12 protein-coding genes and 2 tRNA genes are annotated in these 13778 nt (G+C 70.6%); 5 read left to right on the top strand and 9 right to left on the bottom strand.

The annotated features are described in order from the left end of the window. Positions 1-127: 127 nt before the first annotated feature. The 3 genes from ACIOWN_RS31640 to ACIOWN_RS31630 all read right to left on the bottom strand — a co-directional run bounded on the left by ACIOWN_RS31640 (position 128) and on the right by ACIOWN_RS31630 (position 2629). Positions 128-733 (bottom strand): ATP-dependent Clp protease proteolytic subunit, encoded by a 606-nt coding sequence (locus ACIOWN_RS31640; protein WP_199836507.1) that lies wholly within the window; start codon positions 731-733, stop codon positions 128-130. A gap of 248 nt (positions 734-981) precedes the next feature. Continuing rightward, positions 982-2358 (bottom strand): trigger factor, encoded by a 1377-nt coding sequence (gene tig / locus ACIOWN_RS31635; protein WP_401984098.1) that lies wholly within the window; start codon positions 2356-2358, stop codon positions 982-984. Between the two features lie 194 nt (positions 2359-2552). Beyond that, positions 2553-2629, bottom strand: a tRNA-Pro gene (locus ACIOWN_RS31630). A 227-nt stretch (positions 2630-2856) separates the two neighbouring features. On the opposite strand from ACIOWN_RS31630, the gene ACIOWN_RS31625 reads away from it, so the two are divergent. Next, a tRNA-Gly gene (locus tag ACIOWN_RS31625) sits at positions 2857-2930 on the top strand. 279 nt (positions 2931-3209) lie between these two features. Here ACIOWN_RS31625 and ACIOWN_RS31620 read toward each other — a convergent pair. Next, positions 3210-3404: a hypothetical protein gene (locus tag ACIOWN_RS31620; protein ID WP_326802454.1), complete on the bottom strand. Its 195-nt coding sequence runs from the start codon at positions 3402-3404 to the stop codon at positions 3210-3212. Between the two features lie 486 nt (positions 3405-3890). On the opposite strand from ACIOWN_RS31620, the gene ACIOWN_RS31615 reads away from it, so the two are divergent. Then, complete coding sequence (locus ACIOWN_RS31615) at positions 3891-5075, top strand: acyltransferase family protein (RefSeq protein ID WP_401984096.1); 1185 nt, start codon at positions 3891-3893, stop codon at positions 5073-5075. On the opposite strand, the gene ACIOWN_RS31610 is transcribed toward ACIOWN_RS31615, so the two are convergent. Together ACIOWN_RS31610 and ACIOWN_RS31605 are read right to left on the bottom strand one after the other, a co-directional pair. After that, entirely contained in the window at positions 5065-5547 is a 483-nt protein-coding gene (locus ACIOWN_RS31610; RefSeq protein ID WP_401984094.1) for an HD domain-containing protein, read from the bottom strand. The genes ACIOWN_RS31615 and ACIOWN_RS31610 overlap by 11 nt on opposite strands. Positions 5548-5559: 12 nt before the next feature. Beyond that, complete coding sequence (locus ACIOWN_RS31605; protein ID WP_326802457.1) at positions 5560-6738, bottom strand: PP2C family protein-serine/threonine phosphatase; 1179 nt, start codon at positions 6736-6738, stop codon at positions 5560-5562. A gap of 162 nt (positions 6739-6900) precedes the next feature. On the opposite strand from ACIOWN_RS31605, the gene ACIOWN_RS31600 reads away from it, so the two are divergent. Further along, positions 6901-8142, top strand: a complete 1242-nt coding sequence (locus tag ACIOWN_RS31600) for a GNAT family N-acetyltransferase (RefSeq protein WP_401984093.1) — start codon at positions 6901-6903, stop codon at positions 8140-8142. Between the two features lie 10 nt (positions 8143-8152). Here the strand turns inward: ACIOWN_RS31600 and ACIOWN_RS31595 are convergent, their stop codons facing one another. Together ACIOWN_RS31595 and ACIOWN_RS31590 are read right to left on the bottom strand one after the other, a co-directional pair. Continuing rightward, a complete protein-coding gene (locus tag ACIOWN_RS31595) occupies positions 8153-8971 on the bottom strand; it encodes an Fpg/Nei family DNA glycosylase (RefSeq protein ID WP_401984091.1) in 819 nt (272 codons plus the stop codon). 181 nt (positions 8972-9152) lie between these two features. Beyond that, positions 9153-9638: a ribose-5-phosphate isomerase gene (locus ACIOWN_RS31590; RefSeq protein ID WP_362356580.1), complete on the bottom strand. Its 486-nt coding sequence runs from the start codon at positions 9636-9638 to the stop codon at positions 9153-9155. Positions 9639-9856: 218 nt separating this feature from the next. On the opposite strand from ACIOWN_RS31590, the gene ACIOWN_RS31585 reads away from it, so the two are divergent. Next, positions 9857-11290: an amino acid permease gene (locus ACIOWN_RS31585; protein ID WP_362356578.1), complete on the top strand. Its 1434-nt coding sequence runs from the start codon at positions 9857-9859 to the stop codon at positions 11288-11290. Positions 11291-11416: 126 nt separating this feature from the next. Here the strand turns inward: ACIOWN_RS31585 and ACIOWN_RS31580 are convergent, their stop codons facing one another. Further along, positions 11417-11998 (bottom strand): biotin transporter BioY, encoded by a 582-nt coding sequence (locus ACIOWN_RS31580; protein ID WP_100566821.1) that lies wholly within the window; start codon positions 11996-11998, stop codon positions 11417-11419. A 396-nt stretch (positions 11999-12394) separates the two neighbouring features. On the opposite strand from ACIOWN_RS31580, the gene ACIOWN_RS31575 reads away from it, so the two are divergent. Further along, positions 12395-13777, top strand: a complete 1383-nt coding sequence (locus tag ACIOWN_RS31575) for an amino acid permease (RefSeq protein ID WP_401984087.1) — start codon at positions 12395-12397, stop codon at positions 13775-13777. The last annotated feature ends 1 nt before the right edge of the window (position 13778 follow it).

Here is a 13778-nt window from a genome sequence, read left to right as displayed (position 1 = left end):
GTGTCTCCTGGAAAGGGGCTGGGCGGTCGGCTGGGGCTGGCTGGGCTGCGCGGAGGTCTCGGACGCCCGCACGGGGCCGGGACTCCGCGGGAGCGGCTCAGGGGGCCTCGTGGGCCCCGTGGGCGGCTCAGGCCCCGGTGCCGCCGCCGCCCGGCATGCCGGCGGCCGTCGGGATGACGTCGTCGATGAGGCCGTACTCCTTGGCCTCGTGGGCGTCGAACCAGCGGTCGCGGTCGGAGTCGCGGGTGATCTGCTCGACCGACTGGCCGGTGTGGAAGGAGGTCAGCTCGGCCATGCGCTTCTTGGTGTGCAGCAGCCGCTCGGCGTGGATCTTGATGTCCGAGGCGGAGCCGGCCAGGCCCGCGGACGGCTGGTGGATCAGGATCTCGGCGTTCGGCAGCGCGAAGCGCTTGCCGGGGGTGCCCGCGCTGAGCAGGAACTGACCCATCGAGGCCGCGAGGCCCATGGCGATGGTCACCACGTCGTTCTTGATGAACTGCATGGTGTCGTAGATCGCCATGCCGGCCGTGATCGAGCCGCCGGGGCTGTTGATGTACAGGTAGATGTCCTTGTCCGGGTCCGCGGCAAGGAGCAGCAGCTGTGCGGTGATCTTGTTCGCGATGTCGTCGTCGACCGGCTGGCCGAGGAAGATGATCCGCTCGCCCAGCAGCCGGTTGTAGACCTGGTCGCCGAGGCCACCACCGATGGAAGGCTCGCCGGCGGCGGAGGGCATCAGATTCGTCACGTATCCACCTGCTCGTCTTACGACGGCGCCGGGCCGTCTCACGTGTTCCTGCCAGGGGCTGGGGACTCCCCTGCCCCCGTACTCATGGACCCTAACGCGCGGCCCCCTTCGGCGAATCCCGCTGAGGGGAGTGTTCGCCGGGGGCGTAGCGCGCGGGCTTCCGGAAAAGCGAACGGGCCCCAGGTCACCAACGTACCCGGGGCCCGCCCTCCGTGCGCATCCGTGTGCCGTACGGATCAGGCCTCGGCCTTCTCCTCGCCCTCGCCCTCGGCGGCGGTCTCGGCCTCGGCGGCCTCGTCCTCCTCGTCGTCCAGGTCGACGATCTCGCCGTTGGTGTCCTTCACGGTCGCGGCCTCGACCACGACGGCCAGGGCCTTGCCGCGGGCGACCTCGCCGACCAGCAGCGGAACCTGGTTCTGCTCGACGACCGCCTGGGCGAACTGGTCGGGGGACATGCCGGAGGAGGCGGCGCGGCGCATGAGGTGCTCGGTGAGCTCCTCCTGGTTGACGTTGAGCTTCTCCGTCTTGACCAGCTCGTCGAGGACGAACTGGGTCTTGATGCCCTTGACCGCGGCCTCGCGGGTCTCGGTGTCGAACTCCTCGGCGGTCTTGCCCTGGATCTCCAGGTACTTGTCGAGGGTGAGGCCCATCTGGCCGAGCTGGTGGTGCTCGAGGTTGTGCTTGCGGGTGTTGATCTCGTCCTCGAGCAGCTTCTCGGGGACCGGGACCTCGACCAGCTCGAGCAGCTTGTCCAGGACGCGCTCCTGGGCCTGCGTGGCCTGGTCGAACTGCTTCATGTTCTCGAGGCGCTTGCGGCTGTCCGCGCGCAGCTCCTCGAGGGTGTCGAACTCGGAGGCGAGCTGAGCGAAGTCGTCGTTCAGCTCGGGCAGTTCACGCGCGGCGACCTGGGAGACCTTGACGGTGACCTCGGCCTCCTTGCCGGCCGCGGAGCCGCCCTTGAGCTCGGAGGTGAAGGTGGCCTCGCCACCGGCCTCCTGGCCCTTCACGGCGTCGTCGATGCCGTCAAGGAGCTCGCCGGAGCCGATGGTGTAGGAGACGCCGTTGGCCACGCCGTCCTCGAGGACCTCGCCGTCGACCTTGGCCTCCAGGTCGACGGTGACCACGTCGCCGTCCTCGGCGGCGCGCTCGACCGGGCTCGTCGAGGCGAAGCGCTCACGGAGCTGCTCGACGGCCTTGTCGACGTCCTCGTCGGTGACCTCGACGGCGTCGACCTCGACCTCGATGCCGGAGTAGTCCGGGATCTCGACGGTCGGGCGGACGTCCACCTCGGCGGTGAAGTTCAGCGTCTCGCCGTCCTTCAGCTCGGTGATGTCGACCTCGGGCTGGCCCAGCGGGTTCAGCTCCGCCTCGTTGACCGCCTCGGTGTAGAACTTCGGCAGCGCGTCGTTGACGGCCTCCTCCAGAACCGCACCGCGGCCGAACCGCTGGTCGATGACGCGGGCCGGGATCTTGCCCTTGCGGAAGCCCTTCACCGTGACCTGCTGGTTGATCTTCTTGTACGCCGCGTCGAGGCTGTCCTTGAGCTCCTCGAAGGGCACCTCGACAGTGAGCCGAACCCGGGTCGGGTTCAGGGTCTCCACGGCGCTCTTCACGGTTCGGTCTCCTTGTGGCTGACTGCTTGGATTCTGCCGGGGCCAGACGGGCCCGGCGGATTTCGCCCCGCCCGGAGGAGTTCGCAGGCCCAAGCAGGACCGGACACACGGGCGCGCAGTTTGCATAGTAACCGCAGCCACTCCGCGTCCCCAAAGGCGATCACGCGTGGTGACGCCGACCGGTGGCCGGCGGATGGTCGGGGTGGCGGGATTTGAACCCACGGCCTTCCGCTCCCAAAGCGGACGCGCTACCAAGCTGCGCCACACCCCGTCTGGTGCGAGACGTAGGGTACATGCCCGCAGCCAGTGGGGACGTCGCTTTCCGCAACCACCGGGATCGCGCCGCCCGGCACGGGGGCGCACCCGGCGCGAACGGCGCGGAGGCGGCTCGCGGGAACCTCGCGGGAGCGGTCACGGGAACGGAGTGTGCGCCGACGCCACACGACCCGCTACGATGCCTTGTGTGCCGCGGTCGGTCAGACCGGCGGCGTCTTGTGTGCGGGCGTAGCTCAATGGTAGAGCCCCAGTCTTCCAAACTGGCTACGCGGGTTCGATTCCCGTCGCCCGCTCCAGATGATTCAGGGCCAGGTCGGAGGATGTTTCCTCCGACCTGGCCCTGATCGTTTTCCAGGGATCGCGAGCGGTGGCTCGTCCGGCCGGTCCGACGGGTCGGGGCCGGACCGGGAACGCCGACTGGAAGGCCGGGCGACGGCCGGCGTCCGCCCCGAGCCGGACGAGCAAGTCGTCGAGTGCGAGGTACTCCTCCCACGGCTCCCGCCCCGTCGCCGAGGCGAGCGGCCGAACGGCAGCAGGCAGGGCAATCGCACGATCCAGGGCCGGGCATGCTCTCGTCAGAAACTGATTGAGTTGATCGTGTGCGCTATCGAGTTCAGGAAGCGCTGGATCGACGGCGCCATTCCGGTGGAGGCGAGGAAGAAGCCGAAGAGGATGGCGACGATGGCCGGGCCGGCCTTGATGGTTCCGCCTCGGAGCAGCACCACCAGGATGATCGCCAACAGCAGCACCACTGACAGTGAAATGGCCACAACTGATCACACCCTCGGTCGGTCGCTCTCCCGGCCCGCGGACGCCATCCCCGCGCACCCCGCTGGAACCATCGTGCCACCAACCGGGCTTCGCCATGCGGCGGCTGACACATCCTCGGTCAAGTCCCTCTCTCCGGGGATCCCGTTCCCCGGCCAGGAGCGCTTCTCCAGCCGTGATCCGTACGGTAATTCGAGAGTGGTCGCCGCGCCGCCCGACCGGGAATTCAGCGAGACCGTGCACATGCCTGCACACGATGTTCGCAAGGAATTCAGATCGCCACCCAAGACGCGAACTCCTCCGTCAACCTAGCGGGATAATTACGGACATTGGGGTGCGATCGACCCGGCCAAGGGATCCGCGCGATGTGTCGACCGTCACCCTCGAAGGCAAGTTGGTTCGTCAAATCCGGGGTAGCCGCGGCGAAATAATCAGGAACGACATCCGGGCTTTTACGGAAACACGCGGTCGACACTAGGGTGCCTCAGATGTTCCACGCTGCCTCGTCCCCCCGCCAGAACAGAACGCCGCTCCCTTCGGCACAGTCGCCGGCCCCGGGGGTGCCGAATCCGCGCGGATCGGGCGAGCCGGAGGGAAGACCCGCCAAACGGCGCGACGCGTTCTTCGACAACGCGAAGTACCTGGCGATCGTGCTGGTGGCGATGGGGCACTTCTGGGAGCCGCTGAAGGACGACAGCCGCGTGCTCCAGGGCCTCTACATGGTCGTGTACGCCTTCCACATGCCGGCCTTCATCGTCATCTCCGGCTACTTCTCCCGCAGCTTCGACGCCCGCCCCGACCGGCTCAAACGGCTGATCACCGGTGTCGCGGTTCCGTACGTCGTCTTCGAGACCACCCTCTCCCTCTTCAACCGCTACGCCGGCCACAACCCCGACCAGGACATCAGTCTCCTCGACCCCTGGTACCTGACCTGGTTCCTGTGCGCCCTGTTCGTCTGGCGGCTGACCACGCCGCTCTGGAAGCTGGTCCGCCGGCCGCTCCCGGTCGCGCTCGGCGTCGCGATGCTGGCGTCGCTCAGCCCGAGCATCCGAAACGACCTGGACCTCCAGCGGGTTCTTCAGTTCCTGCCGTTCTTCGTGCTGGGTCTGGTGATGAAGCCCGAGCACTTCCAGTTGGTGCGGCGCCGCTCGGTGCGGATCGCGTCGGTGCCGGTGGTGGCGATGGCGCTGTGCGTCGGCTGGTGGGCGGTGCCGCGGATGAACGCCGCCTGGTTCTACCACCGTGACGCAGCGCAGGAGCTGGGCGCGCCCTGGTGGGTCGGACCGGTGATGACGCTGGCGCTGTTCGGCTGCTCGCTGGTGCTGACCGCCTGCTTCTTCGCCTGGGTGCCGGGCCGTCGGACGTGGTTCACGGCGCTCGGCGCGGGCACGCTGTGCGGCTATCTGCTGCACGGCTTCGTCCTGAAGGGCGCCGACTACCAGGGCTGGTTCGACCACGCCTGGTTGCACGGCCCGCTCGGCGAGATCCTCGTCACCGTCGTGGCGGCGGCGGTCGTCACCCTGCTGTGCACGGCGCCCGTGCGGCGGGTCTTCCGCTGCGTGATGGAACCGGAGATGAAGTGGGCCTTCCGGCAGGACGCGGGCGACCAGGCCCGCGAGCGCCGGGAGGCACAGCGGCCGCAGCCGGCAAAGGCCGGCTCGGTCAGCGCCTGACAGGGCCGTCCTGGAGACCGAGGAGCGCGCGCATCCGCGCGTACTTCCCGGTCAGCCGGGTGCGGGTGGCCTCGTCGAGGACCGCGAGGCGGACCGGGTCGGCGTTGTGCGCCAGGTCCGCCTCCTTCACCAGCAACGCCCCGGGCGTGGCGAGGATCCGCCGCGCGTACGCCTCCGGCTCCTCCCCCGCCCGCTTGGTGACCGCGCGCACGATGTCCTTCGTACGGCGGCTCAGCGCGGCCTCGCGCAGCCACCGTTCGGACAGGACGCAGTCCTCCACGGAGTCGTGCAGCCAGGCCGCCGCGATCTGTTCGCCGTCACCGCCCCGGGAGCGCACGCCTTCGGCGACGGCCCGCAGGTGCTCGGCGTAGGGCCGGCCCGCCTTGTCGGTCTGCCCCTCGTGGGCGGCCCTGGCCACGCTCTCGACCTCGGCCAGGGACAGGGTGCGCGGGGTGCGGGGCGTGCCGGTCACGTGCCCAGTGTGTCAGCGTGCCACGAGCGCCGTGGGGCCCTCGCGGCAGATCAGGAGCAGGGCGCGGTCGTCGTTGACGTCCTTCGCCACCGCCTCGATCAGGTGCCAGGCGGCCCCGTGGAAGCCGCCGGCGACATAGCGGTCGGCCTCGCCCGTGAGGCGGTCGATGCCCTCGACGATGTCCCGGTCCGACGTCTCCACCAGGCCGTCGGTGAACAGCATCAGGACGTCCCCGGCGCGCAGGGAGCCCTTGACCGGGTCGAACTGGGCGCCGTCGTACACGCCGAGGAGCGGGCCCTCGGCGGCCTTCTCCTCCCAGCGGCCGCTGCCCGCGCTGAGCTGGAGGCCCGGCGGGTGCCCCGCGGAGTACAGCTCGTAGTCGCCGGAGTCGAGGTCCAGCACCAGGTGGATGGAGGTCGCGAAGCCCTCGTCCCAGTCCTGGCGCAGCAGATAGCCGTTGGCGGCGGGCAGGAACGCGTGCGGGGGCAGGCTGCCGAGCAGACCGCCGAACGCGCCCGACAGCAGCAGCGCCCGCGAACCCGCGTCCATGCCCTTGCCGGACACGTCCGTGAGCACGACCTCCAGGGTGCGGCCGCCGTTCGTACGGGCGGCGACCACGAAGTCGCCGGAGAAGGACTGGCCGCCGGCCGGGCGCAGCGCCATCTCGTGGTGCCAGCCGCCGGGCAGTTGCGGCAGCTTGCTCTGCACGCGGATGCGTTCACGCAGGTCGAACAGCATGGTGCCGCCTCGCCGCCAGGGCACGCCGACCCGGCTGCGGAACTGGGCGATGATCAGCCCGAAGAAGCCGCAGGCGGCGACCACGAGCACCACGCCCGGGGTCACCCGGGACGGGCCCTCGGTGTACGGCCCGAGCCGCACCGACTCCACGATCAGCGCCGTGGCCGCGGCGGCGTACAGGCCGAGCAGGCTCGCCGGGCGCAGCAGCAGTCCGCCGGCGACGATGGGCAGCACCAGCGCGACCGGCGAGAACCACACCGAGTTGGCGAGCGTCAGCGCCAGGATCAGCGGGATGGTCAGCAGCAGACCGCCGAGCGCGATCCAGTCCGAGCCGTCCCCGCGGAAGTAGTCGACGGCGGCTCTGCGCACGCCGACCCGGGCCCGGTGCCACTGCATCTTCAACCGGGCCGTGAACGTCTCGGCTTCCGCGCGCCGCTGTCGTCCTGCTGCCATTAGTTGGGGACCCTATCCATCCGACCTGACGCTTGGCACGGGAGGTCCCACTTGTCCCCCGTCCGAGGCTCGGATTGACAGTGAACTTCACCGGCGGCCGTCGCGCTGCCACCTGGACGAAATTCGTTCGCCCGTTCCGTTGCGCGCTGGTAGGCATGGCGCATGGCGACTGAGCATGCGACCGGGCCGAGGGTGCTGCGACGCGACGAGTGGAACCCCTGGTACGACAATCTGATCCGCGCCTTCGGAGGGGTCCCGGAGCCGGACGAGGAGCGGGAACTCTGGGACGCCCTGACCGAGCCGACCCGTTCGCTGGGTGTCTGGGACGGGGACACGTGCGTGGGCACGGCGGGGGCGTTCAGCTTCCGGATCACCGTGCCGGGCGGCGACCTGCTGCCGGCGGCCGGCGTGACGATGGTGAGCGTGGCCGCCACGCACCGGAGGCGCGGTGTGCTGACGTCCATGATGCGGCGGCAGTTGGACGACGTGCGCTCCTGGGGCGAGTCGCTGGCGGTGCTGACCGCCTCCGAGCCCGCGATCTACGGCCGCTTCGGGTACGGCGCGGCGACCTTCCAGCTCGCCGCCGAGATCGACACCGACCGGGCCGGTCTTTCGGTCCCGGCCGGCACGGACGACGTACGCCTGAGGTTCGCGGCGCCCGCCGACGCGCTGGACGACTGCGAGGCGGTGTACGCGCGGCTGGTGCCCGGGCGGCCCGGCATGCTGGCCCGGCAGCCCGGCTGGGAGCGGGTGGCGCTGCTCGATCCGGAGAGCGCGCGGGAGGGTGCCTCGCCGCTGCAGTGCGTGGTCGCCGAGCGGGCCGGCGAGGTCACGGGGTACGCCCGTTACCGCGTCAAGCCCGGCTGGGGCGCCGGCGGGCCGGAGGGCGAGGTGCGGCTCAGGGACCTGGCCGCGCTGGACCCGGCGAGCGACGCGGCGCTGTGGCGGTTCCTGTTCGGCATCGACCTGACCTCGACGCTGACCGTGCGGGGGCAGCCGGTCGACGACGCCTGGCAGTACCTGGTGTCCGACATCCGGCGGTGCCGGCCGCGGCTGAAGGACTCGCTGTACGTACGGCTCGTGGACGTGGGTGCGGCGCTCGCCGCGCGGACCTACCAGACGCCGGTGGACGTGGTGCTGGAGGTGGCGGACGACTTCTGCCCCTGGAACGCCGGGCGGTGGCGGCTGACCGGGGACCCGAAGGGCGCCTCCTGCGAACGCACCTCGGATGCGGCGGAACTCTCCCTGTCCGTAAGGGAGTTGGGGGCGGCCTATCTCGGTGGCGTACCGCTGGCCGGGCTGGCGGCGGCCGGGCTGGTACGGGAGCTGCGGCCCGGGGCACTGGCCCCGGTGTCGGTGGCGTTCGGCTCGGCGGTGGCGCCGTGGCTGCCGCACGGGTTCTGAGACGGCCGTCTCATCCGGCCCTCGCGGGCTGCTGACAGGTGGGGCACCAGAACAGGTTGCGGGCGGCCAGGCCGGCGGTGCGGATGTCCGCGCCGCAGATGTGGCAGGGCAGGGCGGTACGGCGGTAGACGTAGACCTCGCCGCCGTGGTCGTCGACGCGGGGCGGGCGGCCCATGGCCTCGGGGGTGTGCTCCGGGCGGACGGTGTCGATGCGGTTGTTGCGGACGCCCTCGCGCATGAGGGCGACGAGGTCGGTCCAGATGGCGTCCCACTCGGCCGGGGTCACGTCGCTGCCGGGGCGGTAGGGGTCGACGCGGTGCCGGAAGAGGACCTCGGCGCGGTAGACGTTGCCGACGCCCGCGACGATCTTCTGGTCCATCAGCAAGGCGGCGATGGACGTACGGCTGCGGCGTATGCGGGCGTAGGCCCGGTCCGGGTCGGCGTCGGGGCGCAGGGGGTCGGGGCCGAGGCGGTCGTGCACGACCTGCTTCTCGGCGTCGTTGATCAGGGCGCAGGTGGTGGGGCCGCGCAGGTCGACGTACGCCGCCGTGTTGGCGAGGCGGAGGCGGACGGTGTCCGCGGGCGGGGGCGCGGGGGCGTCGCCGAAGGTGACCTTGCCGAAGAGGCCGAGGTGGATGTGGATCCAGTCGCTCTCGCGGAAGCGCAGGAAGAGGTGTTTGCCGTGGGCTTCCGTGCGGGTGAGCTCCGCTCCGGTGAGGAGGGGGGCGGCGGTGAACTTGCCCTGGGGGCTGGTGACGGTGGTCCGCCGGCCTCGGAAGTGGGCGGCGTAGTCCTGCGCCAGGCGGTGGATGGTGTGCCCCTCCGGCACGGGTGTCCTCTCTTGCGGTTCTTCTGCCCGCCCACCCGCCCGTCTCGGTGGGTGAAGGGGCACCGGCCCTGGGGCTCTGCCCCAGACCCCGCCGGGGCTTCACCCCGGTCCCCGTTTCCCACCCACCCTCCCGTCTCCGTGGGTGGAAGGGGTGCCGGGGGCCGGGCTGCGTCCCGGAGTCCTACTGCTGGGGGTGGTGGGGCGGGATCGGGGGGAGGTCGCCGGTCGACTCGTAGGCCGCGAGCATCTCGATGCGGCGGATGTGGCGCTCGTCGCCGGAGAAGGGCGTGCCGAGGAAGGTCTCGACGAACTTCGTCGCCTCCTCCTCGGTGTGCATGCGCGCGCCCACCGCGACGACGTTCGCGTTGTTGTGCTGGCGGCCGAGGGAGGCCGTCTCCTCGCTCCAGGCCAGGGCCGCACGCACGCCCTTGACCTTGTTCGCGGCGATCTGCTCGCCGTTGCCGGAGCCGCCGATCACGATGCCGAGGGAGTCGGGGTCCGCGGCCGTGCGCTCCGCGGCGCGCAGGCAGAAGGGCGGGTAGTCGTCCTGGGCGTCGTAGATGTGGGGTCCGCAGTCGACGGGGTCGTGGCCCGCCGCCTTGAGCCACTCGACGAGGTGGTTCTTGAGTTCGAAGCCCGCATGGTCGGAGCCGAGATACACGCGCATGGTCCGAGTGTGACACGGCGGAACGCGGGCAGCGGAGTCGGGTCAGCGCACTATCACACCCGCGAGAAAGAAATACCTACACCTTCGAAAGCTCAAAAAAACCTCAAGTAACAATTACATTTCGAAGGTTCACGGATTCCAATGCCTCCGATTCACTGGACCATCCCGTACGCCGCTCGTGCGGGAGACCGCTCCCCAGAGCAAAGGAATTTCCGTCCATGACTAGTTCGGGGCTCCAGGCCGGGCTCAAGAACCGCCATCTGTCGATGATCGCGATCGGCGGCGTCATCGGCGCCGGCCTCTTCGTCGGTTCCAGCTCCGCCATCGCCACCGCCGGACCGGGCATCCTCCTGTCCTACGCCCTCGTCGGCACGCTCGTCGTCCTCGTGATGCGCATGCTCGGCGAGATGTCCGCAGCCAACCCCACCTCGGGCTCCTTCTCGGCGCACGCCGACCGGGCGCTCGGCCGCTGGGCCGGGTTCTCCATCGGCTGGCTGTACTGGTTCTTCTGGGTCGTCGTGCTGGCCGTGGAGGCGACCGCGGGCGCCAAGATCCTCTCCGAATGGGTGCCGGCCGTGCCCCAGTGGGGCTGGGCCCTCATCGTCATGGTGGTGCTGACCGCCACCAACCTCGTCTCCGTCGGCTCCTACGGGGAGTTCGAGTTCTGGTTCGCCGGGATCAAGGTCGTGGCGATCGGCGCGTTCATCGTCGTCGGCGGACTGGCCGTGTTCGGCCTGCTGCCCGGCGTGCACAGCGACAAGGCGGGGCTCGGCAACCTCACCGACCACGGCGGATTCCTGCCGAACGGGCCCGGCGCCATCCTCACCGGTGTCCTGCTCGTCGTCTTCTCCTTCATGGGCAGCGAGATCGCCACCCTCGCGGCGGGCGAGTCGGAGGACCCGCAGCGCGCCGTCACCAAGTCGACCAACAGCATCATCTGGCGTATCGGCGTCTTCTACCTCGGCTCCGTGTTCGTCGTGGTCGCCCTGCTGCCCTGGAACGACAAGTCGATCACCGAGAAGGGCTCCTACGTCGCCGCCCTCGACTCCCTCGGTATCGCGCACGCCGGTCAGATCATGAACTTCATCGTGCTGACCTCGGTGCTCTCCTGTCTCAACTCCGGCCTCTACACGGCCTCCCGGATGGCCTTCTCGCTCGGCGAGCGCGGGGACGCGCCGAAGGCTTTCGCGCGGACCACCCGCCGCGGCGTGCCGATGGCCGCGATCGTCTCCTCGGTCGTGTTCGGCTTCGTGGCCGTGTTCTTCAACTACAGGTTCCCGGACTCCGTGTTCCTGTTCCTCGTCAACTCCTCCGGCGCGGTCGCCCTGTTCGTCTGGCTGGTGATCTGCTTCTCGCAGCTGCGGATGCGGAAGATCATCCAGCGGGAGGCGCCGGAGAAGCTGGTCGTGAGGATGTGGCTGTACCCGTATCTGACGTGGGCGGCGGCCGCGCTGATCGTCTTCGTCTTCGGCTACATGCTCACCGACACCGAGCACGACGGCCGCGAGACCGTACTGCTGTCGATGCTGGTCGCGGCGATCGTGCTGGCGATCTCCTTCGTCAAGCAGAGGCTCGACAACGGCCGGGCGGCGGCCGCGGCCCCGGCCGCCGAGGAAGCGGACGAGGAGACCGAGAAGGTCGCCACCGGCTGACGACGGCCGGGGCGGGAAACGACGAAGAGGCCGGCCGGTGGACGTCACGGAGCGACGTCCACCGGCCGGCCTCTTGCGCAGGCTTCCGCGGATCGGCGGAGAACTACGGCAGCGGGAAGGGTGCGGTCACTTCCCGGCCAGCTTCCAGGCGGTGGGCAGCAGGCCCATCGCCAGGGCGGCCTTGAGGGCGTCGCCGATCAGGAACGGAGTGAGGCCGGCGGCCACCGCGGCGGACGCGGACATGCCGGTGGCCAGGGCCAGGTAGGGCACGCCGACCGCGTAGATGATCGCCGTGCCCAGCACCATCGTGCCGGCCGTGCGCCAGACGTTGCGGTCACCGCCGCGGCGGGCCAGGGCGCCCACGACGGTGGCGGCGAGCAGCATGCCGAGGACGTAGCCGAAGGAGACGGAGCCCGCGCCCGAGGCGCCGCCCGCGAACCACGGCACGCCCGCCGCGCCGGCGAGCACGTAGAGCGCGAGGGCGACGAGACCGCGGCCGGCGCCCAGCGAGGTGCCCACGAGCAGCGCCGCGAAGGTCTGGCCGGTCACCGGCACCGGGGAGTGCGGCACGGGCAGCGAGATCTGGGCGGCCAGTCCGGTGAGCGCGGCGCCGCCCACCACGAGGGCCACGTCCCGGACACGGGACGCCGGCAGCAGGTCGGCGAGGACGACCCCGGTACGGGTGGGGGTGGCGGCAGCGGTGCTCATGGGGACTCCGCGGGGAGAGGGCAGTTCGGGACAGCGTGACGCTATCCCAGCGGTGGCGCGGCGATCACCGTCAGCGGTCGACAAGGGGGGAGCGGACGCTTGGTCCGTTTCGCACAAAGAAGGGTCCGTACACCCGATGGGACGTGATGCCGGTCACTGAGGTGGCGCGGTTTCCGCCACGTGCGGGAAGGGGACGGCGACTGTAGGGTCCCGCCAAACGCCTCGGCCACTCACCCGGTCATGGACGGCTCCGGCCCGGCACGCGGGCCGCTCGGTAGTCGGGGCCTCACTCCGCGTACAGCGCACGTCCGGATCGTGGGCGGCCGCTCCGCCGCGCTGGGGCGGCCGCCCAGACTGTGGGAGTTTTCGCACCTCCCCCCACCGGACGAGCGCCCCATGCCAAGCAGCACCACGGTCGAAACGCCTTCGCAGGCGGACGACGTCTCCCTGTCCCACGGCCTGAAGCAGCGCCATCTGTCGATGATCGCCCTCGGCGGTGTGATCGGCGCCGGCCTCTTCGTCGGCTCCGGCGCGGGCATCGCCGCGGCCGGCCCCTCGATCGTCGTCGCCTACGCCCTGTCCGGCGCGCTCGTGATGCTGGTGATGCGGATGCTCGGCGAGATGTCGGCGGCTTATCCGTCGTCGGGCTCGTTCTCCGCGCACGCCGAGCGGGCGTTCGGTCCATGGGCCGGTTTCACCGCGGGCTGGTCGTTCTGGGTGCTGCTGTGCACCGCGGTCGGTCTGGAGGGCATGGGCGCCGCGAAGATCGTCACCGGATGGCTGCCGGGCACACCGGAGTGGGCGTGGGTGGCGCTGTTCATGGTGGTGTTCTGCGGCACGAACCTGGCCGCGGTGAAGAACTTCGGCGAGTTCGAGTTCTGGTTCGCCGCGCTGAAGGTCGGCGCGATCACCCTGTTCCTGGTTCTCGGTGTGCTGGCCGTCGCGGGCGTGCTGCCCGGCACCGACTCCCCGGGCGCCTCGAACCTCACCGACTTCCTGCCGCACGGCGGCCACGGACTGATCGTCGGCCTGCTCGCCTCGGTCTTCGCCTACGGCGGCCTGGAGACGGTCACCATCGCGGCGGCCGAGTCGGAGAACCCGGTGCGCGGCGTGGCGAGCGCCGTGCGCACGGCGATGTGGCGCATCGCGCTGTTCTACGTCGGCTCCATGGCGGTGATCGTCACGCTCGTCCCCTGGGACTCCGGGGAGATCGTCGGGAAGGGCCCGTACGTCGCCGCGCTGGACCACCTGGGCATCCCGGGCGCCGGTCAGCTGATGAACGTGGTGGTGCTGGTCGCGCTGCTGAGCGCGATGAACGCCAACATCTACGGCTCCTCGCGCATCGCGTACTCGCTGGTCGAACGCGGCCAGGGACCGAAGGCGCTGGCCAGGGTCACCGGCGGGGTGCCGCGGCGCGCGGTGCTGGCCAGCTCCGTCTTCGGTTTCGTCTGCGTGCTGCTGAGCCACTGGCGGCCCAACGACGTCTTCCCCTGGCTGCTGAACATGATCGGCGCGGTGATCCTCGTCGTCTGGATCTTCATCGCCGTCTCGCAGCTGCGGCTGCGCCGCAGGCTGGAGCAGGAGGCGCCGGAGAGGCTGACGGTCCGGATGTGGGCGTTCCCGTGGCTCACCTGGGTGGCCCTGGCCGGCATGGCGGCCGTCTTCGTCCTGATGGCCGGCGAGTCCGGCACCCGGGTGCAGCTGTACTCGACGGGCGGCATGACGCTGGTCCTGGCGGCCGCCGGGTACCTCCGGCAGCGCCGGCGCGCCCGGAGCTGAC

This window comes from Streptomyces sp. NPDC087787 (assembly GCF_044743035.1).
Classification (GTDB): Bacteria; Actinomycetota; Actinomycetes; order Streptomycetales; family Streptomycetaceae; genus Streptomyces.
The sequence above is the reverse complement of the archived record's forward strand: the minus strand, read 5'-3'. Positions and strand labels throughout refer to the sequence as shown.